Source organism: Clostridium sulfidigenes, assembly GCF_000732635.1.
Lineage (GTDB): Bacteria > Bacillota > Clostridia > Clostridiales > Clostridiaceae > Clostridium_J > Clostridium_J sulfidigenes.
Map to the genome: position 1 here is coordinate 330,956 of NZ_JPMD01000001.1, position 22,681 is coordinate 353,636.

At 29.3% G+C, this 22,681-nt stretch carries 24 protein-coding genes; 21 read left to right on the forward strand and 3 right to left on the reverse strand.

Features of this window, described 5'->3' with window-relative positions; genetic code table 11:
- Positions 1-46 precede the first annotated feature (46 nt).
- The 9 genes from IO99_RS01680 to scpB all read left to right on the forward strand — a co-directional run bounded on the left by IO99_RS01680 (position 47) and on the right by scpB (position 8,550).
- A complete protein-coding gene (locus tag IO99_RS01680; RefSeq protein WP_035129389.1) occupies positions 47-565 on the forward strand; it encodes an NUDIX hydrolase in 519 nt (172 codons plus the stop codon).
- Positions 566-645: 80 nt separating this feature from the next.
- Complete coding sequence (gene spoIIM / locus IO99_RS01685; RefSeq protein ID WP_035129391.1) at positions 646-1,284, forward strand: stage II sporulation protein M; 639 nt, start codon at positions 646-648, stop codon at positions 1,282-1,284.
- 4 nt (positions 1,285-1,288) lie between these two features.
- Positions 1,289-1,507: a hypothetical protein gene (locus IO99_RS01690; RefSeq protein ID WP_035129393.1), complete on the forward strand. Its 219-nt coding sequence runs from the start codon at positions 1,289-1,291 to the stop codon at positions 1,505-1,507.
- Positions 1,508-1,702: 195 nt separating this feature from the next.
- Positions 1,703-2,875: a phosphopentomutase gene (locus tag IO99_RS01695; RefSeq protein WP_035129394.1), complete on the forward strand. Its 1,173-nt coding sequence runs from the start codon at positions 1,703-1,705 to the stop codon at positions 2,873-2,875.
- 248 nt (positions 2,876-3,123) lie between these two features.
- Positions 3,124-3,939, forward strand: a complete 816-nt coding sequence (locus IO99_RS01700) for a purine-nucleoside phosphorylase (protein ID WP_035129396.1) — start codon at positions 3,124-3,126, stop codon at positions 3,937-3,939.
- Positions 3,940-3,994: 55 nt separating this feature from the next.
- Entirely contained in the window at positions 3,995-5,299 is a 1,305-nt protein-coding gene (locus IO99_RS01705) for a pyrimidine-nucleoside phosphorylase (RefSeq protein WP_035129397.1), read from the forward strand.
- 220 nt (positions 5,300-5,519) lie between these two features.
- On the forward strand, positions 5,520-6,716 hold the full coding sequence (locus IO99_RS01710) for a D-alanyl-D-alanine carboxypeptidase family protein (protein WP_035129399.1): 1,197 nt from the start codon (positions 5,520-5,522) through the stop codon (positions 6,714-6,716).
- 360 nt (positions 6,717-7,076) lie between these two features.
- Positions 7,077-7,823, forward strand: coding sequence for a segregation/condensation protein A (locus tag IO99_RS01715; RefSeq protein WP_035129401.1), 747 nt, complete (start codon positions 7,077-7,079; stop codon positions 7,821-7,823).
- Complete coding sequence (gene scpB, locus IO99_RS01720) at positions 7,816-8,550, forward strand: SMC-Scp complex subunit ScpB (RefSeq protein WP_084178023.1); 735 nt, start codon at positions 7,816-7,818, stop codon at positions 8,548-8,550. Before IO99_RS01715 ends, scpB begins: the two co-directional genes overlap by 8 nt.
- A 133-nt stretch (positions 8,551-8,683) precedes the next feature.
- On the opposite strand, the gene ytfJ is transcribed toward scpB, so the two are convergent.
- Positions 8,684-9,112, reverse strand: coding sequence for a GerW family sporulation protein (gene ytfJ / locus IO99_RS01725; RefSeq protein WP_035129403.1), 429 nt, complete (start codon positions 9,110-9,112; stop codon positions 8,684-8,686).
- Positions 9,113-9,694 (reverse strand): DUF2953 domain-containing protein, encoded by a 582-nt coding sequence (locus IO99_RS18215; protein ID WP_051823825.1) that lies wholly within the window; start codon positions 9,692-9,694, stop codon positions 9,113-9,115.
- 127 nt (positions 9,695-9,821) lie between these two features.
- Between IO99_RS18215 and IO99_RS01735 the strand changes: the two genes are divergently transcribed.
- From IO99_RS01735 to IO99_RS01785, 12 genes are all read left to right on the forward strand, one after another.
- Positions 9,822-10,937 carry a D-alanyl-D-alanine carboxypeptidase family protein gene (locus IO99_RS01735; RefSeq protein WP_035129405.1) on the forward strand — a complete coding sequence of 372 codons (1,116 nt, stop codon included), beginning with the start codon at positions 9,822-9,824 and terminating at the stop codon, positions 10,935-10,937.
- Between the two features lie 110 nt (positions 10,938-11,047).
- Positions 11,048-12,043: a sulfide/dihydroorotate dehydrogenase-like FAD/NAD-binding protein gene (locus IO99_RS01740; RefSeq protein ID WP_035129406.1), complete on the forward strand. Its 996-nt coding sequence runs from the start codon at positions 11,048-11,050 to the stop codon at positions 12,041-12,043.
- Positions 12,040-13,317, forward strand: a complete 1,278-nt coding sequence (locus IO99_RS01745; RefSeq protein WP_035129408.1) for an FAD-dependent oxidoreductase — start codon at positions 12,040-12,042, stop codon at positions 13,315-13,317. The genes IO99_RS01740 and IO99_RS01745 overlap by 4 nt, the downstream gene beginning before the upstream one ends.
- Positions 13,318-13,572: 255 nt before the next feature.
- Positions 13,573-13,968: a hypothetical protein gene (locus IO99_RS01750; RefSeq protein WP_035129410.1), complete on the forward strand. Its 396-nt coding sequence runs from the start codon at positions 13,573-13,575 to the stop codon at positions 13,966-13,968.
- A gap of 277 nt (positions 13,969-14,245) precedes the next feature.
- Positions 14,246-14,377, forward strand: a complete 132-nt coding sequence (locus IO99_RS19235) for a GNAT family N-acetyltransferase (RefSeq protein WP_198028539.1) — start codon at positions 14,246-14,248, stop codon at positions 14,375-14,377.
- Positions 14,378-14,457: 80 nt separating this feature from the next.
- The gene (locus IO99_RS01755) at positions 14,458-14,925 is read left to right on the forward strand and encodes a hypothetical protein (RefSeq protein WP_035129412.1); all 468 of its coding nucleotides are present in this window, start codon (positions 14,458-14,460) and stop codon (positions 14,923-14,925) included.
- A gap of 449 nt (positions 14,926-15,374) precedes the next feature.
- Entirely contained in the window at positions 15,375-17,453 is a 2,079-nt protein-coding gene (locus tag IO99_RS01760) for an efflux RND transporter permease subunit (RefSeq protein WP_035129413.1), read from the forward strand.
- Positions 17,454-17,455: 2 nt separating this feature from the next.
- Positions 17,456-19,420 carry a hypothetical protein gene (locus IO99_RS01765; protein WP_035129414.1) on the forward strand — a complete coding sequence of 655 codons (1,965 nt, stop codon included), beginning with the start codon at positions 17,456-17,458 and terminating at the stop codon, positions 19,418-19,420.
- A 169-nt stretch (positions 19,421-19,589) separates the two neighbouring features.
- Entirely contained in the window at positions 19,590-20,123 is a 534-nt protein-coding gene (locus tag IO99_RS01770) for a putative ABC transporter permease (protein WP_035129416.1), read from the forward strand.
- Positions 20,124-20,372: 249 nt separating this feature from the next.
- Positions 20,373-20,636, forward strand: a complete 264-nt coding sequence (locus IO99_RS01775) for a DUF2087 domain-containing protein (protein WP_242844065.1) — start codon at positions 20,373-20,375, stop codon at positions 20,634-20,636.
- Between the two features lie 112 nt (positions 20,637-20,748).
- Positions 20,749-21,480 carry a DUF2087 domain-containing protein gene (locus IO99_RS01780; RefSeq protein ID WP_051823845.1) on the forward strand — a complete coding sequence of 244 codons (732 nt, stop codon included), beginning with the start codon at positions 20,749-20,751 and terminating at the stop codon, positions 21,478-21,480.
- A 176-nt stretch (positions 21,481-21,656) separates the two neighbouring features.
- Positions 21,657-21,869, forward strand: coding sequence for a hypothetical protein (locus tag IO99_RS01785; RefSeq protein ID WP_035129419.1), 213 nt, complete (start codon positions 21,657-21,659; stop codon positions 21,867-21,869).
- 66 nt (positions 21,870-21,935) lie between these two features.
- Here the strand turns inward: IO99_RS01785 and IO99_RS01790 are convergent, their stop codons facing one another.
- Positions 21,936-22,676 carry a TIGR03915 family putative DNA repair protein gene (locus IO99_RS01790; protein ID WP_035129421.1) on the reverse strand — a complete coding sequence of 247 codons (741 nt, stop codon included), beginning with the start codon at positions 22,674-22,676 and terminating at the stop codon, positions 21,936-21,938.
- Positions 22,677-22,681 lie beyond the last annotated feature (5 nt).

Here is a 22,681-nt window from a genome sequence, read left to right on the forward strand (position 1 = left end):
TATTTTATGTATGATAGGTTATTATATATTGTGAGGAGTGGTGATGATGAAACTTTTTGAGAAAACTATTAGTGAAGAATATAAGTTTGAAGGAACAGTAATAAATTTAAAAGTGCAGCAAGTGGAACTTCCTAATGGAAAAGTGGGAAAAAGAGAACTTGTAGAACATCCAGGAGCAGTTGGTATAGTAGCTTATTTGAATTCAGATACTATACTTATTGTGGAACAGTTTAGAAAAGCATTAGATAGAACAATTTTAGAAATACCAGCTGGGAAAATAGAAAAGGGAGAAGATATTAAACTATGTGGTATTAGAGAATTGGAAGAAGAAACTGGATATAAGGCTAAAAAATTTCAGTTCTTAGGTAAAATAGCTACAGCACCTGGATTTTCAGATGAATATATATATTTATATAAGGCTACTGAGTTATATAAAGGTGAAGTTAATAGAGATGATGATGAATTTATAAATGTAAAATCATATAGTATAGATAAAATTAAAGAAATGGTTAAAAGTGGAGAAGTTATAGACGGAAAGACTATTGCAGCTTTAGCATACTTGTAAAAATTGAATAAAATGGAATATTACCCTTAGGTTAGGCATAAATATAAATTAATTCTTAAATAAACTAAGGGGGAATATGTATGACATTAAGAAGCGTAATAGATAGTTTTAATAAACATTTTCATGAAAATATTTGGATGTATTTATTAACAATATTATTTATTGCCACTGGGATGATTCTAGGTCTCTACTGTGTTAAATATATGGGGGATGTGGACAAGAGTACCTTAATTAACTATATAACTGCTTTTGGATCATCATCGACCTTAGATGGATTATCTAATAAAGAAATATTAATGGGTACTTTAAAAAATAATATACCCATTATAATTGGATTTTGGTTCTTGGGATTAACAGTGGTAGGACTTCCAATAATTATTTTGATTAATATTTACAAAGGATTTTCTTTAGGATTTACTTTTAGTTTTTTTATATATGGATTAAAAGAAAAAGGATTACTCTTATCACTTTTAGGTGTTTTACCACAAAATCTTATATATATACCATGTTTAATATTTTTATCAGTACTATCTATTGAATTTTCTATAGGTATAGTAAAAGAAAAATTTACAAAGAAATATTCACCTAATACTGGTTCAGTAAGAAATTATACTATGATGTTTTTAATTGTTACAGGAGTTATGTTCATTGGATTTTTATTTGAGTCTTTTATAACGCCTATACTTATAAATTTTGCACTAAAGGGGCTAGGGGCATAAAAGTATGAAAGATGACATTAAAAAGTTCTTAATTATATATGCAGAGTGCTTTATAATTATATTTGTTATGGGGGGAGTATTGCCTAATATATTAGACTATGTACTGAGTTATTTTTATAAACCTGGAATTTATGAAAATAGTATTTTAGTTGGCAATGAACTAATAAAACCTTTAGAAATATTATATAATTATATTCATATATTTAATTCCATATTGAGATAAAGGAAAAATATAGATAAAAAAATTCAACTAATAAATTGACATATTTCAATAATAATGTACTATTATATTATGTGCCATTGCTAAAAAAGATGGAAGTTTAGCAGTGACACATAATTTATTTTATTTAGTTATATATTTTGAAACAACTGTGGTAAAATATAATATATCAGTGACTAAGAAGAAAGGAAGTATATCATGGATAGAAAAGTAGTTTTAGTTGTGCTTGATAGTGTTGGTATTGGAGAACTTCCAGATGCAGAGCTTTATGGAGATAAAGGTAGTAATACTTTAGGTAATATAGCAAAACATGTTAAAGGTTTTTCTATTCCAAACTTAGAAGCATTAGGAATTGGTTCCATAGAAGGCGTGGAAAACCTTATTAAGTGTGAAAATCCAGAAGGAATTTATGGAAGATGTAGTGAACTTTCAAAAGGAAAGGATACAATTACAGGACATTGGGAAATGGCAGGAGTTATTTTAGAAACACCTCTTCAAACTTATCCTAATGGTTTTCCAAGAGAAATTATGGATGAATTTGAAGCTAAGATAGGAAGAAATACTTTAGGGAATGTAGTTGCTTCTGGTACAGCCATCATTGAGGAATTAGGGGAAGAACATATAAGAACTGGATACCCTATAATCTACACTTCTGCAGATAGTGTATTCCAAATTGCAGCTAACGAAGATGTAATACCTTTAGAAGAATTATATAATATGTGCAAAATTGCAAGAGAAATGTTAGTTGGAGATAAGATGGTAGGTAGAGTAATTGCCAGACCCTTTAAAGGTATGAAAAAAGGTGAGTTTGTAAGAACAGCTAATAGACATGATTATGCATTAGAGCCTTTTAATAAGACTGCTCTTGAGTATGTCAGTGAAGCTGGCTTACCTATGGCAGCTGTAGGTAAGATTAAAGATATATTTACAGGAAAAGGTGTTACAGAATCAGTATCTATAAAGGACAATATGGATGGGGTTGATAAAACTTTACAAATGATGAAGTCTCATTCTAATGGATTTATATTTACAAACTTAGTAGATTTTGATATGAAATTTGGACATAGAAATGATGTAGAAGGATATGCTAAGGCTTTAGAAGAATTTGATGATAGATTACCAGAAATTAAAGAAGCTTTGGGAGATAATGATGTATTAATCATTACTGCAGATCATGGATGTGATCCAACTACAGAAGGTACAGATCATTCCAGAGAATATGTGCCTGTACTTGTATATGGAAGAAATCTTAAGGAAGATATAAATCTTGGAACTAGAAATGGATTCTGCGATATAGGTAAAACTATATTAGATTTACTTGATATTGAAAATGATTTAGTAGGCAAAAGCTTCAAAGATTTAATTGTATAGCTAGTAATCTAGGGTTAAAAGTGTTTTAGATAATATAAAAATATAAAGATAATAAGAATAATAAAAATTTTAATACACAAATTACAATATATAAATTCCTTAAAGGTAATAATATATTGTAATTTGTTGTTAATATTATTTATTTAACTAACTAGTCAAACAAATAATATTAAGAGAAATTAATAAGCTGATAACATAGAGTATAACTAAATAAAATTATATAACTGTGAAGAAGAGGAGAAATTATAATGGATATTAAATTAATTAATGAGAGTGTAGAATACATAAAGGCTAAATTAAGCTTCCAACCAGAAATAGGTATTATCTTAGGCTCTGGTCTTGGTGATATGGCTGACAAAGTTGAAGATAGGGTGGTAGTAAAGTATTCAGAAGTACCTAATCTTCCGGTATCTACAGTACAAGGTCATGCAGGACAATTTGTATGCGGAACTTTAGAAGGTAAAAAGGTTATTATGATGCAAGGTAGATTTCATTATTACGAAGGCCATCCTATGAGCGTATTAGCACTTCCAATTCATATTATGAAATACTTGGGTGTGAAGTCTTTAATAGTAACTAATGCTTGTGGTGGTGTTAATACTAGCTTTGTACCAGGTGATTTAATGATGATTACAGATCATATAAACTTTGCAGGTACAAATCCACTTATAGGTAAAAATGAAGAAGAAATAGGAGCAAGATTCCCAGATATGTCTACAGCTTATGATAGAGAATATTTAAAACTAGCAAAAGAAGTTGGAGCATCTCTTAATATAGAATTGAAAGAAGGAGTTTATATGATGTTTACAGGTCCAGTATATGAAACTCCAGCAGAGGTAAGAATGGCAAGAATACTAGGTGCTGATGCAGTTGGAATGTCAACAGTTCCTGAAGTTATTGCAGCTAATCATTGTGGTCTTAGAATACTAGGAATTTCATGCATAACTAACATGGCAGCTGGAATCTTAGACCAGCCATTAAATCATGAAGAAGTAATAGAAACTTCTGCTAAAGTAAAATCAAAATTTGTTTCTTTAGTGAAAGGAATAGTTAGAGAATTATAATAGTGGACCATTACAAACAAAATTAAATATAAAGGTATAGAGCGGGGTGTGATTTATGAGAATGTATGATTTGATTCTAAAAAAGAGAAATGGTGGAGAGCTTTCTACAGAGGAAATAAATTATTTTGTAGAGAGCTATACAAAGGGAGAAATTCCAGATTATCAAGTATCAGCTCTTTTAATGGCTATATATTTTCAAAAGATGAATAAGAGAGAAACTTCAGACTTAACAATGGCAATGGTACATTCTGGAGATATGTTAGATTTAAGTGAAATTCAAGGCGTTAAGGTAGATAAGCACAGCACAGGTGGGGTAGGAGATACTACGACTTTAGTGCTTACACCTATGGTAGCAGCATTGGGAATACCAGTTGCCAAGATGTCAGGTAGAGGCCTAGGGCATACTGGAGGAACCATAGATAAGTTGGAAGCTTTCAAAGGTTTTTCAGTGGAGATGCCAACAGAAAAATTCATTAATAATGTTAACACTATTAAAATTGCTGTGGGAGGACAGACTGGAGACTTAGCACCGGCTGATAAGAAGTTATATGCCTTAAGAGATGTTACAGCAACCGTTGATAATGTTTCTTTAATTGCATCTAGCATTATGAGCAAAAAAATAGCTTCAGGAGCTGATGCTATAGTTTTAGATGTTAAGGTTGGAGACGGAGCTTTCATGAAAAATACAGAATCTGCTAAGGAATTGGCTACAGAAATGGTTTCTATAGGAAAACATATTGGGCGTAATACTATGGCAGTAATTTCTGATATGGACCAACCATTAGGTTTAGCTATAGGTAATGCTTTAGAAGTAGAAGAAGCCATAAATACATTAAAGGGAAATGGTCCTGAGGACTTACTAAAGCTATCTTTAGTTTTAGGAAGTCGTATGGTAATGTTAGCAGGAAAAGCAAGTACTGCTGAGGAAGCTGAAGCTATGTTAAAAGAGACTATAACTTCAGGAGCAGCTATAGAAAAACTTAAAGAATTTGTTAAAGCTCAAGGTGGAGATATAGACTGTATCGATAATACAAATTTATTACCTAAAGCTAAGTATGTAGTACCGGTAATTGCAGAAAATAATGGAGTGGTTAAAAAAATCCATGCTGAAAACTTAGGAATAGTTGCAATGGAACTTGGAGCAGGAAGAGCCACTAAAGAAAGTAAAATAGATTTAGCAGTGGGAATAGTTTTAAATAAAAAACGTGGTGATAAAGTAGAAAAGGGTGACACCATAGCATATATTCATAGTAATAATGAAAGCCTTATTGAAAAAGCTAATGAGGGTATCTTAAAAAACTATGAAATAGTTGAAGGCTATAAAAACGATATACCACTAATCCATGAAGTAATTAGTTAGTATATATTAATATAAAATGAAGCTATATAAAATAATTTTTATTTATTTTATATAGCTTCATTTTATTTTTAAAGTAATATATGCACCTTGAGGATATAAATTCTATATTAGGGAACTCTAAATAGGAAGAAACTTTAGAAAATAAAATTTCTAAATTTCTAGGATAATTTTTAAGATTGAGGTAAAAATAACCTCATAATAATTGTTTTGGAGGTCGGTTATGAAAAAGAATAAATTTGTTTTAACTTTATTATTATCCGTACTACTTTCATTGCAGGCTATAATCCTTCCAACAGCCTTTGCTGATGATGAAATAAAAAATGAGCCTGCAGATAATGTAATAGGGTTTGAGCCACAGGCAAAATCTGTAATACTATTAGAGCCTAATTCAGGTAAAATTATTTATGAAAAAAACGCAGATGAACAGTTTGCACCTGCTTCGGTTACTAAGATAATGACTATGCTACTTGCTATGGAAGCTTTAGACGATGGAAGAATAACTCTTCAAGATAAAATAGTTTGTAGTGAAAAGGTTAAATCCATGGGCGGTAGTAGTATGATATTGGACACAGGAGAAGTAAGAACTGTGGAAGAAATTCTAAAAGGTATAGCTATAGCATCAGGAAATGATGCAGCAGTTGCAATGGCAGAATTTTTAGAAGGCAGTGAAGAATCTTTTGCAGTAAAAATGAATGAAAGAGCTAAGGAACTTGGAATGACTAATACTCACTTTGAAAATGCTACAGGCCTTAGTGCTTCAGGACATTTAAGTACTGCTAGAGATATTTCCATAATGTCTAGAGAGCTTTTAAAACACCCAAACATATTAAAATATTCATCTATATATATGGAAACTATATCAGAAGGTAGAAAAACACCAATTGAATTAGTTAATCATAATAAGTTGGTGAGATTTTACAAAGGGTGTGATGGACTAAAAACAGGATTTACACAAGAAGCTATGTATTGTATATCTGCTACATCAATTAGAGACAATGTAAGGATGCTTGCAGTAATAATGGGAGCACCTACATATAAACAAAGAAATGCAGATGCAAGTAAGCTTATGGATTTTGGATTTTCTAAATACCAAAGTAAAACTATAGTAGCTAAAGATGTAGATGTGCAACAAATCCCATTAAATAAAAAAGGTGATTCTTTCTTTATAGCAAAAGCAAAAGATGATTTAAAAGTAACCATAGAAAAAGGCACTGAGGAAGAATTAACAAAGAAAGTAAATATTAATCCTGAACTGAAAAAAATAAATGCTGGTGATGTTGTTGGATATTGTGAAGTTTATAATGGAGATGAATTACTAGGAAAAGTAGAATTATATAGTGATAGGGAAGTAAAACAATCTCAGTTCTTTAAAAATATTAAAGATATATTTTCAAATATATTTGATCATTCAATATAAGTATATTTAATCTTTAAATATTAATAATATAGAATAAAAAATAAATATCTGTAAAAAAAATATATAAAGGTTAATTTAAAATTCAGTTTAATGCTATGGTTATCAGTTACAATATACAACCCCAAATGTATAATGCTGATATAAAAATCACTCTAAGATTTTTAGGGTGATTTTTTATTTTTAAATGAACTACAGTAATTTTTGATTCCAAAATAATAATTGTCATAATTGAAAGATATGGTTTTTACTATTGTAAATTTAACTAAATTTAGAGTATAATTTAAAATGAGTGTTTTCATGCTAAAATATATATTGAAGTTTTTAGTATGCAGATAAATTTGTTGTAAGGAAGGTGAAATCATGGCATTAACAATTAAAACTTCAAACTTTGAGGGGCCCTTTGACCTTTTATTACACTTAATAAAAAAGAACCAAATGGATATATATAATATAAGTATTTTAGATATAACAAATCAATATATAGGATATCTAAATGAAATGAAGGAATTGGATTTAGATATTGCCTCAGAATTTATTGTTATGGCTACTACATTAATTGAATTAAAATCTAAGGTATTACTTCCTAAAAATAAGGAACCAGAGATTGAAGAGGTTGATGATACACAAGAGCTTATAGATAAATTAGTTCAATATAAAAAATTTAAAAATATAGCTGAATTTTTGGGCAAGAGACAAATGAATACAGGCATTATATTTACTAAAAGGCCTGAAATAATTGAAGATACCAGAGAAAAAAAACAAGATGCCAAAGAGCTACTTAAGGGCATAACAATGATGGATTTATATAATATGTATATTGAACTTATGGAAATATATAAAAATAAGATGAATGAAACCTTCAACATTGAAGACAGAGTACAGGTTGAGTTATTTAAAATAGAAGATAAGATGGATTACTTAAAAGACGTATTAGTGCATAGTAAAAATACTACCTTCACAAGTATAATAAAGGAGAGCAAAAGTAAAACGGAAATCATTGTAACCTTCTTAGCCTTGTTAGAGTTAATAAAGCTTAAGGATGTAAGAGTAGTTCAACATGGTAACTTTGGTGAAATATATTTAGAAGGAGTGATGGGAGATGAATGAACATACTAATTTAAATCATGAAGATATAGAAGTTAATGATAAAATCTTAAGTAGAGTAAATAAAGAAGATGGAAGTATAGATATTGATCCTAGAAATAAAATAGAACAGGTTCTTCAAGAATCAGAACATCAGTTAAATTATCTTATAGACGAATCTAAATATGAAAGATATTTTTCTATAATAGAGTCTTTATTATATGTAACTGGAGACCCATTGGAAGTAGACACTATAGCAAGTATTTTAGAATGTTCAGTAGAATTTGCTACAGAACTTTTAAAGGTTTTAGAAAAGGTATATGAAAGAGATGAGTCTAGGGGGATAAAACTAATATGTATCAATAAGGCCTATCAACTTGGTACAAAACCTATAAATAGTGATTATCTTCAAATGCTGTTGAAGACCAATATAAGACAATCCTTATCTAGGGCTGCTCTTGAAACCCTATCCATAATTGCTTATAAACAACCAATAACTAGAATAGAAATTGAAGACATAAGAGGAGTTAAAAGTGATAGAGCTATTAGTACTTTAGTAGAAAAAGGACTTATAAAGGAATCAGGAAAGAAAAGTGTTATAGGAAGACCAAATCTTTATGCTACTACTGACGAATTCTTAAAGCATTTTGATTTTACATCTTTAGGAGAGTTACCATCTTTAGATAATTTTATTGAAGATGAAGAGCTAGTAGAATTAGAGGAAAAGGATATTGAAGAAAAGAAGTTCTAATAATATTATGGCTATATTTAAAATAAAATCTAAATCTTAAATAAACATTGAGGATGTACTTATAGTATTAAAGTACACCTCAACATTATAAAAAGATTAATGAATTATTTTAAGATAGCCTTTTTTCTTAGAGTTAATCGCAAGGGTCGCATGGGTTATAGACTTCAGAATAATTATCACCATTGGCTTTATCTTTGTTAAATAGCCCAGAAATCATATCAATGGCCTGAGGCATTGCATCGATTATCTTATCGTATGGATTATACTCAGTCACGGAAAGAAATCTTATGGTATTTTTGTGTACTACTAAGAACCCAACTGGTTTTAAGGAGATTCCAGCACCAGATCCACCAGCAAAAGGATGCCTGTTAGAGGAATCTAAGTTAGTATCCTTAAATTCACTTCCACCAGAGGCAAAACCAAAGGATACCTTTGAAATTGGAATGATTGTGGTACCATCAGGTGCACTTACAGGATTACCGATAACTGTATCCACATCAATCATATTTTTAATATTTTCCATAGTCGACTTCATTAAATTTTCTATTGGATGACCGTCCATCTAAAATTCCTCCTTTAAATTCACTTTATCAAAGGAAGAAGTTTTTCGTACTTTGATAAGGTGATAAAAAATTACAATAACCATGTATATAATTTTTGCTATATTTATAAAAATTATACTAGTACTTTCAAATTTAAAGAAATTTTCATTATATTTAATATTGATAGTAGGAGTAAAATTTTTAACTTTAAAAAATAGATTTAAAATTGTTGAAATAAATGCTGTAATTTGATATAAAAAGCCGTAAGTAATAGCGTTTATAGCAGCATCTTCTATAGAGTAATCCATTCTAAATTTAGTGCGTATAGTAAATTTAAATTTAGAATTAATAAAGAGTTCTATTACTCCTTTTAAATCTTTAAATTTTAATTTTGAAATTTTTTCTTCATTATGAGTTTTTACATAATCACTCCGTTTGTTTTTATTTTTAGCCTTAGTTTTTTTAGTTTTTGATGGAATTATCACTTTATTATATATTTTTAAGGTAAAAATTTCATTAGCATATATAAGTGTTATTTTTATTGGAATAGGAAATAATAAGACCAGTGTAACTATGGCTAAAATCCATAAAAAATATTTCATTAGTATACTAAACCTCCATAGTTTTATATCTGCAATTCTATCCAACTATGATTTATATATTCATGGTAAATAAAAAAATAAAACTATTTGAGAATAAGTCACAAATTTAAGTTGGGAGTGTAAAAAGATGAAAAGAAGAGTATGTTGTTTTCTATTAATATTTTTATTTATTATAGTGAGTATTCCTATGAAAAACGTAGATGCAGCTCCAATAAGAGTAGATGCAGTATCTGCCATAGCTATAGATTCAGCTACTGGAACTATTTTATTTGATCAAAATGCCCATAAAGTTATACCTATGGCAAGTACAACAAAGATAATAACTGCTCTGGTTACTTTACAGTATGGAGATATAGATAGAGTTGTGGAAATATCTAAAAATGCAGCATCTATAAGAGGCTCTAAAGTAGGATATAAGGCTGGAGATAAGGTAACCATAAGAGAACTTTTATATGGTCTTATGCTCAAGTCAGGTAACGACTGTGCCATTGCTATTGCTGAAGGAACTAGTGGAACTGTAGAAAAGTTCTGTGAAGTCATGAATGAATTTGCAGTATCAATAGGTTTGTTAGATAGTCATTTTGAATCACCTCATGGTCTAGATAGTAACTCCCATTACTCTTCAGCCTATGATTTAGCTATAGCAACTAAAAAAGCTAAGGAGATTGAAGAATTTAATAAAATTGTGTCTACTAAATTAATCTCGGGAGAAGAAGGAATAGAATTTACAAAACAATTTAATAATATAAACAAACTTTTATATTCAGAGCCTAATTGTACTGGAGTTAAGACTGGATATACAGGACAGGCTGGAAAATGTCTTGTTAGTTCCTTTAAGCTAGAAAAAAATGAAATAATTGTAGTAACATTAAATTGTGTTCCGAGATGGAAAGAAAGTCAGAGAATTTATGAATATGTAAAAGATAATTATGAATATAAAAAAGTTATAGAAGCTGGTGAAGTTATAGGAGATATAAAAGTTAAAGGAAAAGACAAGGGAATACCATTAGTTGCTGAAGAAGATTTAATTTTCCCTGTTAGAAATGAAGAAAAAATAGTCAAAGATATTGTTCTACCTAATTATGAGTTAACTACACCAATTAGAACTACAGATGATATAGGAATGCTTACCATAACCAATGAATTAAACTCTAAATATGCAATAACCCTTCATCCCAAAGAAGATATTGAAAAAATTGGAATATGGGATTATATTAAATATATGATGAATAAAGATGAATAGAATAAATAATATAAACCAAGGTAGAAAACCTTGGTTTTTTTCATGGAAACAGTAGCAAATAACTTATTGTGAAATATTCTGATAATATAGTAATTTTGGAGGCACAGGTAATGGGCTATGAACCATATAACTGTATAGATTGTGGAAGTGAATACTGTCCATGTCATTTAGCTGAGTCAGGAAATTGCATTCTTTGTTCTCACTTAGATGGCAAAGACTTTTGTGATTGCGTAAATTGGAATGGAGTGTGTATATATCAGGAATTTATGCAAAACAATTTTAAGGCAAAGGAAGGAAGGAAACATCAAAGATTTCAAATTATAGATAAAGAACTAATAAATGAAAATCTTATGATATTAAAGATTAAAGTTACTCAAAAACTAGCTAGCGAATTAGTTGGTCCTGGTTCCTTTGTATTTATTAGAAAAGAGGATTGTGAACAAGCCTTTGATACTCCCATTTGTGTTATGGATAGTGATACGGGAAATGATGTTATTACCTTGGCTATTGAATTAAAGGGACTTAAAACAAAGATACTTAAAGATGTAAATATTAATGAATATGTTTTAATTAAAGGTCCTTTTTGGAATGGGATTTTAGGACTTAATTCAGTGAATACCATTAAAAGAAATCATTGTGTTTTAGTATGTAGAGGTATAGGTCAAGCACCGATGGTACCTGTTATGGAGAAATTATACAATAATGAAAATACAATTACAGTAATTCTTGATGAAGGAACTTTAGATACAATATTTATAGAAAAGGAATTGAAAAAATATGCTACAGAAATAATTAAAACCAATACACTGCTTATGGGTGGAATTCTTGATTGTAAGTGTAGAAAGATTTTAGAAGGAATTTTAACTAAGGGTAATGTTGCTTTAGTTCATTGTGATAGTGCAGATGTGCTTAGTCATCAAATCATGAAAATAGTAGAAGCTTATGATAAGAATATTGAATTTTCTTGTTCCAATAATGCAAAAATGTGTTGTGGGGAAGGAGTTTGTGGTTGCTGTACAATTATGAATGATGATGAAAAATTGAGAAGACTGTGTAAGATGCAAACCAGTCCTAAATATATATTTGAAGGGAGAAGATTGTATTGAAGATAGTTATAATAGGGGGAGGCTGGTCTGGTTGTGCAGCTGCAATATCTGCACGTAAAGCCGGAGCTGAAGTTGAAATATTTGAAAAAACAGATTTATTACTAGGACTTGGAAATGTTGGCGGAATTATGAGGAATAATGGAAGGTATACCGCAGCAGAGGAGCTTATAGCTCTAGGAGCTGGAGATTTAATCAACATAACTGATGCTAATACACTCCACAAAAATATAGATTTTCCAGGGCATGAGCATGCATGGCTTTATAATGTAAATAGAATAGAGCCAGCAGTAAGAAGACACATTGAAAAAATGGGAATAAAAATTAGATTTGTAAGCCGTGTAGTAGATGTAAACATGGAAGGAATTGGTATAAAGGGGGTTTATCTTAGTAATGGTGAATATATAGAAGCAGATGCATTTGTAGAAACTACTGGTTCTACAGGACCTATGGGAAATTGTTTACGATATGGAAATGGTTGTTCTATGTGTATTTTAAGATGCCCAGCCTTTGGACCAAGAGTAAGTATTAGTTATAGAGCAGGTATAGAAGATATAAAAGGTGAAAGACAGGAAGATGTATTTGGTGCTTTCAGTGGATCATGCAAGTTGGAGAAGGATAGTTTATCAGAGAAAATAGTAAACCAGTTAGATGAAACAGGAGTAGTAGTATTAAAGGTTCCACCAGAAGATATAAATACGGATAAGTTAAAGCAAAAGGTTTGTCAGCAATATGCACTAAAGGAATTTGCGGAAAATATAGTACTTTTAGATACTGGTCATGCTAAGTTAATGACTTCTTATTATCCCTTAGATAAACTTAGAAAAATTGAAGGTCTTGAAGAGGCAAAATTTGTAGATCCATATGCAGGTGGTAAAGGAAACTCCATTAGATATTTATCAGTTGCACCAAGAAGTAATCAGATGAAAGTTGTAGGACTTGATAATTTATTCTGCGCTGGAGAAAAAAGTGGGCTTTTTGTAGGACATACAGAAGCCATAACAACTGGTTCATTAGCAGGACATAATGCTGTTAGAAATGAGCTTGGAATGCCACTTTTAACCCTTCCAAGAAATTTAGCTACTGGAGACATTATAGCTTATGCTAATGAAAAGGTTCAAACTACAGAAGGTAGAAGAAATAGATATACCTTTGCAGGAGCTGAGTACTTTAAGAGAATGAAGGATAATGGACTTTATATTTTAGAGTCAGAAGAAATTCAAAAAAAGGTGAGGAAGTTAGAGTTAGATAATATTTTCAATCAAAAATTAGTATAGAATATATGATATTTATTATATAAATTTATTTAACAGAAACCATCAAGATATATGATTTAGTATATCCTGATGGTTTTATTTGAAATTTTACATATAAAACTAGATAAATATTTATATAGGAAACTATTTAACTATTTAAATAGTTGTTTTATTCATGCGGATTTGAAGGAATTCAGATTATAGGTGATGTGATTAATGGGGGTATATAAAGGTGCAATTTGAAAGATTTTAACAAATATGATATAATGGTAAAGAATGAAATATGTAAGAAAGGTTAAAGAGGTAAGAACAGCAAACAATTTTAATAGATACAAGGAATTAATAGGAAAATTAGACAATTTAGAAGTAAGAATATGGTATAATAAACGTGATAAAAACATTATTAATGAAATAGATAAATCATTATCAATAAAAGAACAAGCAAAGCAAGCTCACTTTTTAAGAAATAAGTATAGAGCACAAGCTAGAAAGCTAATGGCAGATAGAATGTTGGCAGAAAAATTAAGTATTAATAATACTAATCTACCTTTTGAGTATTATGAAAATAAATATTTAAATCAAGGATATAATGATAATGAACTCTATGAAAAGATAATAGCAGCATCTACAAGGACAAATAAAATGGTAAACGTAGCATTAGGAATTGCTTAGTGATTCTAAAAGTGCTACTATCATATTTTCAAGATGAATTTTTAAATTAGCTAAATTAAAAATGTTTTAATTATAAAATATATTTATATAATTTACCAAAAGTGAAATTAAGGGCAGTAGACTGAAGAAAGTCTTACTAGCCTTATTTTTATTTCATTTAAATTTAGTAGAAAATTGTTTATGGAAATAATAGAAAATTTAGAAAAATATGTTGACCATGCGGTGTGAGTTAGGTACCATAATATTGTAATAATAATTTTAAATGGAGGGTTACAAAATGGAGCAACAATATTTATATACTGATAGGCTTTTACTGCGTAAGTTTACAATAGATGACCATGAGGATTTATATGAATATTTATCTAATTCCAAAGTTGTAAAATATGAACCTTATGATACATATACATAATTTATCTTTGTAAATAATGTATTATTTTCACGTTGACATTGATATATATAGCTTATAAAGAGAATATAGGAGATGAAAAAATGAAAAAAGTATTGTTGATTATAATGTGTTTAGGTGTTGCCGTTACTTCCATGGTAGGATGTAATAAGTCTATTAAAAACTCTAACAAAGATGAAAGCAATAGAACTCAAATTGAGGAACCAGTAGAAGATAATAATGTAAACATAGATATAAGAGATACTGCGATACAAGTTCAAAGTTCACAAGTAGAAAGTGGAGAATTAGAAGGAGAAAAAGTATTTGCAGTAGGAGTTGTATCTTCAATAAATTCTTTAGGGGAGAATATAGACAAAGCTAATTTCATAATCACACAAAATGAAGGAGAAGAGGCCAAGTCTTATGTAGTTACATGGGAATTAGGAAAACTTAATTTTAAAAGTTTAAAAATATCAGACGGAGATGTAGTTAGGATTTATGGGGTATTAGAAGGGAAAAATGAAAAAGGTATGCCAATAATTAAATCTTCTCTCATAGATTTGGCAATGTAGTGTATGCAAAATAGCAAGAAATTAATTCTTGCTATTTTTATTTTTATAAAAGAAATAGATATTAATAGTAAGCATATGTTGTTACTAATTGTTAATAAGTAAATAATTTGTTAATGTACTTTTTCCTTTTAATGAAGATATTTACATAGATGAAATATAGGTTCAATTTTCAGAAAATTTCATTGGGATCAGAATGACGATTCTCAATGGAGATAAAGAATAAAGTTAATTTTTATTGAAGGAAAATAGGATTAGAAATTCATTGTTGTAAAAATATTACTTTAAAAAGAGATGATGCTATGAAAAGTGAAGATAAATTAAGATAATGTGCCATGAAAACGTTTTAAATAGTGGAAAATTGAAGAAAACTAAGGTAAGTGACAATTGATGAAACTGACTGGTCGGTATAAAATTGAGAGATATTAATGAAAGGGAGATGGACATGAACTATGGCAAAGATATCTAAGAAGATAGCTGAGAGTAGAGTTATAATTTTAGTTTTAGCATTTTTATTACTTATTCCATCTGTATTGGGGTTTATTAAGACTAAAATTAATTACGATATACTAAGCTATTTACCAGATGATTTAGAAACTGTAAGAGCAGAAGAGATTCTAAAAAGAGATTTTGATTGTGGATCACTTAGTATGCTGATAGTAGAAGGTATGGAAGATAAGGATGTAGCAAAAATAAAGGAAAAGGTGGAAAAAATTCAAGGAGTACAAAAGGTATTATGGATAAATGATGTTTTGGATTCACCAATACCTAAGGATATACTTCCTAGTAACATACAAGATGTGTTTTATGCTAAGGATTCAACGATGATGGTAATAATGCTAGAGGAAGGTAGTGCTAATATTATTACACAAAATGCTGTAGAAGATATAAGAAAGGTTGCTGGAGAACAAAGCTTTCTAAGTGGGATGGCTGGAATAGTTAAAGATACTAAGGACTTATCAGATAAGGAAACTCCATTTTATGTATTAATAGCAGTAGTATTATCTTTAATAGTTCTAGCACTGACTATGGATTCAGTGGTAATACCAGTTATATTCTTAGGAAGTATAGGAATTGCAGTAATTTATAATATGGGAAGTAATATTATTTTTGGAGAGATATCCTATATAACTAAGGCTCTGTCAGCAATATTGCAACTTGGAGTAACTATGGATTATTCAATTTTCTTACTTCACAGATATGATGAAGAAAGAGAAGTTCAAAAGGACAAAGTAATAGCTATGGCAAATGCTATAGCAAATACAATGATTTCTGTAGCAGGAAGTTCATTAACTACAATAGCTGGATTTTTAGCTCTTTGTACAATGGACTTAGCTCTTGGTAAAGATATAGGGCTAGTTATGGCTAAAGGAGTATTACTTGGAGTTATATGTACAGTAACTGTTTTACCTGCTTTAATTCTTACATTTGATAGGGTTATTCATAAATACAGACATAAAACTTTACTACCAACCTTTGAGAAGACTTCTGAATTTGTGGTAAAACACCATAAAGCCTTTGTATTAATAGGGATTTTAGTATTTATCCCTGCATTTATAGGTAAGGTTAATGCTAAAGTATATTACAATTTAGATGAGTCCCTTCCAAAGGATTTACCATCTATCGTGGGAACCAATAAGTTGAAGAATGACTACGGAATGACATCTACAAACATGATTTTAATTAAAGATAGCCTTGATAACTATAAAGTTAAAGCCATGGCTGATGAACTAGAACAGGTAGATGGGGTATCCTCAGTAATTGCCCTAGAGAAAATATTAGGACCAAGGGTACCAGAGAGCTTTATACCAAAAGATTTATTAGAAAAGATAAGATCAGGAGGCTATGAGCTTTTTGTAGTAAACTCAGAATATAAGGCAGCAACTGATGAGGTAAAGGAACAACTTGTAAAAATAAACGACATAGTAAAAAAATATGATTCTGATGGATTAGTAAGTGGAGAAGCTCCATTGACTAATGACTTAATCAAAATTTCAGATATAGACTTTAAAAATGTTAGTATTGCATCTATAGTAGCCATATTTATAATTATAGCACTAGTATTTATGTCATTAAGTTTGCCGATAATTTTAGTTATTGCTATTGAGCTTGCTATATTTATAAATTTAGGTATTCCTTTCTATACAGGTAGTGTAATTCCTTTCATAGCGTCAATAGTGATAGGAACAATACAATTAGGTGCTACAGTGGATTATGCTATATTATTAACCTCTAGATTTAAAGAAGAACTTGAAATGTCATCAAACAAAATGGACGCTATGAGAATAGCTGTTCAAAGCTCATCTAGATCAATTATTACTAGTGCTTTGACATTCTTTGGGGCTACAGCTGGAGTTGGTATTATATCTAAACTGGAAATGGTAAGTTCTCTATGTACATTAATGGCTAGAGGAGCAATTATAAGTATGTTTGTAATTTTATTTGTATTACCAGGGATTCTGCTAATTAGTGAGAAAGTAATAATAAAAACAAGTAAAGGTTTTATAAAAAATGTTGAGGAGGCTGCATAAAAATGAAAAGAAAAGCATTATCTAAGAGAGTTATAGTGTTAGCTACAGTAGCAGCTATGATGACTTCTACAGTGGCAATGGCACAAGAAATAAATAAGGATGAAATAGTATATGTAATTTTAGATAGTAATGGAAAACCAGAACAAAAGATAGTATCCACTTGGATAAATGGTGAAGAAAATCTAGGAGAATTTAAGGACAAGTGTAATTTAGATAATATAAAAAATGTTAAGGGTGAAGAAACTCCAACTATAAGTGGAGAGGAATTAACTTGGAAGGTAGATGGAAAAGATCTTTATTATGAAGGAGAAAGTAAGAGAGAATTACCTTTATCAGTTAGTCTAAACTATGAGATTAATGGAAAAAAAGTAGAGCCTAAGGAAGCTTTAGGACAATCAGGTAATTTTAAAATAACTTTAACAGTAAAAAATAATGAATCACGAACAGTTAAAATCAATGGAGAAAATAGAACTTTGTATGTTCCTTTTGTCACAGTTTCAGAAATTATGTTATCTAATGATAAATTTAAGGACGTAAAGGTGGATAATGGTAAACTTATTCAAGATGGAAATAATTCCTCAATTACCTTTGTTTCTGCACCAGGATTAAAAGAGTCTTTAAATTTAGGAAGTATATTAGATATTAAAGATACTTTAGTAATAGAAGGAACAACTACAAACTTTAGTGTACCAGCTATTATGATGGTTGCAACTACAGAAGCACTAGATTTAGAAACTATTAGTGATGATGATAGTTTAGATAGTTTGAAAGATTCCCTTGTTCAACTTCAAAATGGTGGGGATGAATTGTTAGAAGGTTCTAAAAAGCTAGTAGATGGTCAGGAGCAGTTAAGTTCCAACTATGCTAAATTTAATGATGGAGTAGGAACTTTTAAAAATGGAGTTGATGATTTAAGCAATGGAATAGACAGCTTATCTAATAATACTCCTACTTTAAAATCTGGAGCTGATAAGCTACAAAATGGACTTTCACAATTAAAAGATGCTCAAGGACAATTTTCTAAAGGAATAGAAACTTATGAAGACAACGTTTCTAAATTATTTACAGCCTATAATTCCATAGATAAAGGGATAAATTCATGTTTAACTGGTTCAACAAAGCTAAAAGAAGGATTAGCTGCAGGTAATGAAGGTTTAACTAATCTAAATAATTCTACAGCAAATTTAGATACAATAGCAGCTCAATTAGATGCAATGAGTGCTTCAGTTGCAAAGGTTAATCCTGAATTAGCAAATAATGTTGCAAAGGCAAGTGGTGGAATTAAAGCTGTATCTCAGGGACAAAAGGATGGCATAGGAAAACTACAACAAGGAATGAAAGGTGCTTCTATTGGTGCAGGTGACCTTGAAGAAGGATTAAATGGATTATCTAAGGGGTCAAATGAGTTTAAAAATAAAGGGCAACTTTTATTACAAGGTACTAACACTTTAAAGGAAAGTTCAGCAAAACTTAATGGAGCTTCAACAGAGTTGTATAATGGAAGTACAGCACTATCTCAAGGAATTGGTTCTTTAGTAAATGGTACTAATAAGTTAAGAGCTGGAGGTTCATTATTATTAAATGGAAGTAATGAACTATATGATAATTCAGGGAAATTATTAAAAGGTATAAATCAATTAAAAGAAGGAAACACAGAACTTTATAAGGGTGTTGTTAAATTAAAAGAAGAAGGCTTAGATAAGTTAAATGAAAAAGGTAATACTGCTATAAAGGATATACAAGGGGTAGTTGAAGCTAAGGATGAGCTTGTAAAACTTTCTAAGGAATATGGTGCTTTCTCAGGTATGAATAATTCTATGAATGGAAAAGTTAAATTTGTTATGAGAACAGAGGAAGTTAAAGCAGAGGCAGATAATAATGGAGATGAAGACAAGGGAGTAGTAAAAGAAGAAGTTAAAGAGGAAAAAGGTTTCTTTAAAAGTTTATTAGATATATTTAAAAAGTAGGTTTGCTTTTTAAAGATGTTTAAGAAGGAGACATTTCAAGATAAAATTATTATTTTGAAATGTCTTTTTAAAAATGAAAGATTATTAAGAAAAATTCTAATAATAATGTAGAAAAACTTAGAATAAATTCATAAATGTAGGTAAAAATACTACCGAAGGAGGAGTATTTATGGATATTGTAAGTTTTTTATTATATTTTACATTTAATTTCTTTTTCTATGGATTTGTAGGGTGGATAATTGAGAATTTGTTTTGCTATTGTATTAGAGGTCACTTTCAAAAGGATGGCTTTCTAAGTGGACCATTTAAACCTATGTATGCCATAGCTATGAGCATTTTAGTAGTAATAGAATCTACTTTTACAATTAATGTTTATTATTTAATACCATTATGTTTTATAATTCCAACTACTGTGGAATATGTAACGGGAATAATAATGAGAAATCATTTTAACAAAAATTACTGGGACTATACTGATCTTAAGTATAATTTTAAGGGAATTATATGTTTAGAGTTTTCTATAGCTTGGACTTTATTAAGCTTTATTGGAGTAAAGTATTTACAGGTAGTGATAAATCAAGCATATGAAATAATTTATCCAATATGGCCAATTTGTTCTACGATTTTACTAATAATTTTACTTATTGATGAGATTATTACTTTTAGAGAGTTTAGAGAAAAGGGAAAAATTATTCAAAATTAAATTAAGACATAGTAGTAGAATAAGGTCTATATTTATAAAGTATTATATAAACAGGTTGTTATTATAACTGCCTGTTTATTTTTCAATAAATCCTAATAATAGTTTGTTTAATTTATAAGACAAAAGTATAAGTACAAACAAAATTATAATATATCTATAAATACATAGACAAAACCCTAAATATATCATACTATTATATTATAGAATAAAATGATATATTTGATTAAGGGAGGTATTATAGTGGAAAAGATGGATAGATTTATTGATGATGAAGGTAGAATAAAAATATGGCCAAAGAAGAAAGAAGTAAAAATTGAGATTCTGAAATATTTAGCTACTAAGTTTAAGTATGACTGTTTATATAATGAGAAGGAAGTTAATGATATTATTAAAAAATGGCATACTTTTGAAGATTATTTTTTGCTACGTAGGAGTTTAATAGATTATAAATTTTTATGTAGAAAAAAGGATGGATCAGAATATTGGAGAAATAGTGAGGAAACCCATGAATAATAAAATAGATATAAAAAAAAGTAATATAAAGAGTGTTGATACAGAAAATAAAGATATTAAAAACAATGGAGTTTTAGAAGTAAAATCTAATGAAATATTCTGGAATTCAACCATGGAAGAGATTAAAAGGGGATATATTCAAGAAGGAGATATTATTAAATGTTTAATTTGTGGTAAAACATTCCAAAATGGAAAAGTATATAGAATAGATGAAGAATTTTATGAATCATGGAAAGCAGCAGAGCTTCATATTCAGAATGCTCATAATTCCATGTTGGAATATCTACTAAATATGAATGGAATTTTTACTGGGGTTACAGATGCACAGAGGGAAGTAATAAAGCTTTTTGCAGAAGGTATATCAGATAAAGAAATAGCCAGTAGATTAGGAGTTGCCACTTCTACTATAAGAAATCATCGATATAAGTTAAGAGAAAAAGAAAAGCAGGCAAAGCTATATTTAGCAATGATGGAATTATTAAATGAAAGTACTAATAAGAAGATAAACAAATTAGAAGAGGGAATTATTTGTGATGCTCATAAGACTGCTACTACTTTAGATGATAGATTTAATATAACTACTGAAGAAAAGCTTCAAGTTATACAAAATTATATTAATGAAGATGGTAGTTTGAAAAGATATCCATCTAAGGAAAAGAAAAAGATTATAGTTTTAGAGCAAATAACAAGAAATTTTACTATAGGAAAAACTTATCCAGAGAAAGAAATAAATAGAATATTGGCTAGGATATATGAAGACTATGCCACTGTAAGAAGAGCATTAATTGAATATGGATTTTTAAGCAGATCTAATGACTGTAAAAAATATTGGGTGAAAGAATAAAATACTATAAGTGTTAATACTTTAAATTAAATTGAAGGAAAAATAGTATTTATATAGAATATACATTATTATTAGCTTACAGTATAAACTTAAATAGAAGTAGATTTTAATTAGTAATTTATAGAAAGGAAATGGTATAGAAAATTTATATAAATTTATCTATATTGGGTGACAATATGAAAATAGAATTAGATGATAAAAATATACTTTATGTATTAGACAGTATTCATGGTAAATATATAAGCACAAAGTTATATTTTAAGGAGAATACCAATGAAATAGATAAAATAGGTATGACTACTCCTGAAGAATTAAAAGACTTATATAATAATTTACTTGAACAAGTACATGCTCAAGGAGAATACAAATTTTTAGAGAAAATAAAGTAATGGAAGGTAGAGTTTCTATTGCATGGAAATAAGGTCATATACAAAGGGGAAACTTTGTATATGACCTTATTTTACTTCAGGTAAGTGATTCCAATATCTGGTGGGCATGCTTCTACGTGTTAATTTAAGATTTTCTCGTTCCTTTATATTTATAGCATTGTAGAATTCTCTCCAAAGATTTTCAAAATTATCATTGAGAGAGGAGGCTTCTATATATTCACCCTGAGCTTTAGAAAAAGATGAGATAATACCTTCTTTTTTATTATATATTAAAGCAAGCTCTCTCTTTATATCATGAATTATAAAATTTTGGTCAGAAAATCTTTCTATAAAATGAGTCTGAATAAGGGGAAGAATATTATGATCAGGCTCTATAACTGAGTAAAAGGTAAAGGGAGCTATTTCTTTAAATCTAACAAATCCAGTAAATCTATGAGCTTCTAAAGAAACTCTTCTGCAATATTTATCTACAGTTAAGATAATATCATTATTTTTAGCTAAATTAATGCTATCTCCAAATTTGTAACATAGTTTAATGTATTTAAATATTAAATCCTCAGAATAGGGGAGAGCACTTAAATACAAATAGTATACATTTTTAAGTGTTAAGTAACTAAGGGTATCTTTTATACTAGAATATACTCTATTAAATTTGTCTTCTTCAGTAGTTATTTCTTCGGTTGTTGTAATTAAGCTAGGAACATATGAGGAAGACTTGGTAATTTTCACTTCCTCTTTATAACTATAGGCATAGAAAATTGTAGTTAAAAGTCCCTCAAAGGAACCATCGTATAAAAATTCTTTCATGTTGT

Excerpts from the sequence above, each read along its gene's own strand:
- IO99_RS01680 (WP_035129389.1), top strand. The coding sequence starts at position 47 with ATGAAACTTTTTGAGAAAACTATTAGTGAAGAATATAAGTTTGAAGGA.
- spoIIM (WP_035129391.1), top strand. The coding sequence starts at position 646 with ATGACATTAAGAAGCGTAATAGATAGTTTTAATAAACATTTTCATGAA.
- IO99_RS01690 (WP_035129393.1), top strand. The coding sequence starts at position 1,289 with ATGAAAGATGACATTAAAAAGTTCTTAATTATATATGCAGAGTGCTTT.
- IO99_RS01695 (WP_035129394.1), top strand. The coding sequence starts at position 1,703 with ATGGATAGAAAAGTAGTTTTAGTTGTGCTTGATAGTGTTGGTATTGGA.
- IO99_RS01700 (WP_035129396.1), top strand. The coding sequence starts at position 3,124 with ATGGATATTAAATTAATTAATGAGAGTGTAGAATACATAAAGGCTAAA.
- IO99_RS01705 (WP_035129397.1), top strand. The coding sequence starts at position 3,995 with ATGAGAATGTATGATTTGATTCTAAAAAAGAGAAATGGTGGAGAGCTT.
- IO99_RS01710 (WP_035129399.1), top strand. The coding sequence starts at position 5,520 with ATGAAAAAGAATAAATTTGTTTTAACTTTATTATTATCCGTACTACTT.
- IO99_RS01715 (WP_035129401.1), top strand. The coding sequence starts at position 7,077 with ATGGCATTAACAATTAAAACTTCAAACTTTGAGGGGCCCTTTGACCTT.
- scpB (WP_084178023.1), top strand. The coding sequence starts at position 7,816 with ATGAATGAACATACTAATTTAAATCATGAAGATATAGAAGTTAATGAT.
- ytfJ (WP_035129403.1), bottom strand. The coding sequence starts at position 9,112 with ATGGACGGTCATCCAATAGAAAATTTAATGAAGTCGACTATGGAAAAT.
- IO99_RS18215 (WP_051823825.1), bottom strand. The coding sequence starts at position 9,694 with ATGAAATATTTTTTATGGATTTTAGCCATAGTTACACTGGTCTTATTA.
- IO99_RS01735 (WP_035129405.1), top strand. The coding sequence starts at position 9,822 with ATGAAAAGAAGAGTATGTTGTTTTCTATTAATATTTTTATTTATTATA.
- IO99_RS01740 (WP_035129406.1), top strand. The coding sequence starts at position 11,048 with ATGGGCTATGAACCATATAACTGTATAGATTGTGGAAGTGAATACTGT.
- IO99_RS01750 (WP_035129410.1), top strand. The coding sequence starts at position 13,573 with ATGAAATATGTAAGAAAGGTTAAAGAGGTAAGAACAGCAAACAATTTT.
- IO99_RS19235 (WP_198028539.1), top strand. The coding sequence starts at position 14,246 with ATGGAGCAACAATATTTATATACTGATAGGCTTTTACTGCGTAAGTTT.
- IO99_RS01755 (WP_035129412.1), top strand. The coding sequence starts at position 14,458 with ATGAAAAAAGTATTGTTGATTATAATGTGTTTAGGTGTTGCCGTTACT.
- IO99_RS01760 (WP_035129413.1), top strand. The coding sequence starts at position 15,375 with ATGGCAAAGATATCTAAGAAGATAGCTGAGAGTAGAGTTATAATTTTA.
- IO99_RS01765 (WP_035129414.1), top strand. The coding sequence starts at position 17,456 with ATGAAAAGAAAAGCATTATCTAAGAGAGTTATAGTGTTAGCTACAGTA.
- IO99_RS01770 (WP_035129416.1), top strand. The coding sequence starts at position 19,590 with ATGGATATTGTAAGTTTTTTATTATATTTTACATTTAATTTCTTTTTC.
- IO99_RS01775 (WP_242844065.1), top strand. The coding sequence starts at position 20,373 with ATGGATAGATTTATTGATGATGAAGGTAGAATAAAAATATGGCCAAAG.
- IO99_RS01780 (WP_051823845.1), top strand. The coding sequence starts at position 20,749 with ATGGAAGAGATTAAAAGGGGATATATTCAAGAAGGAGATATTATTAAA.
- IO99_RS01785 (WP_035129419.1), top strand. The coding sequence starts at position 21,657 with ATGAAAATAGAATTAGATGATAAAAATATACTTTATGTATTAGACAGT.
- IO99_RS01790 (WP_035129421.1), bottom strand. The coding sequence starts at position 22,676 with ATGAAAGAATTTTTATACGATGGTTCCTTTGAGGGACTTTTAACTACA.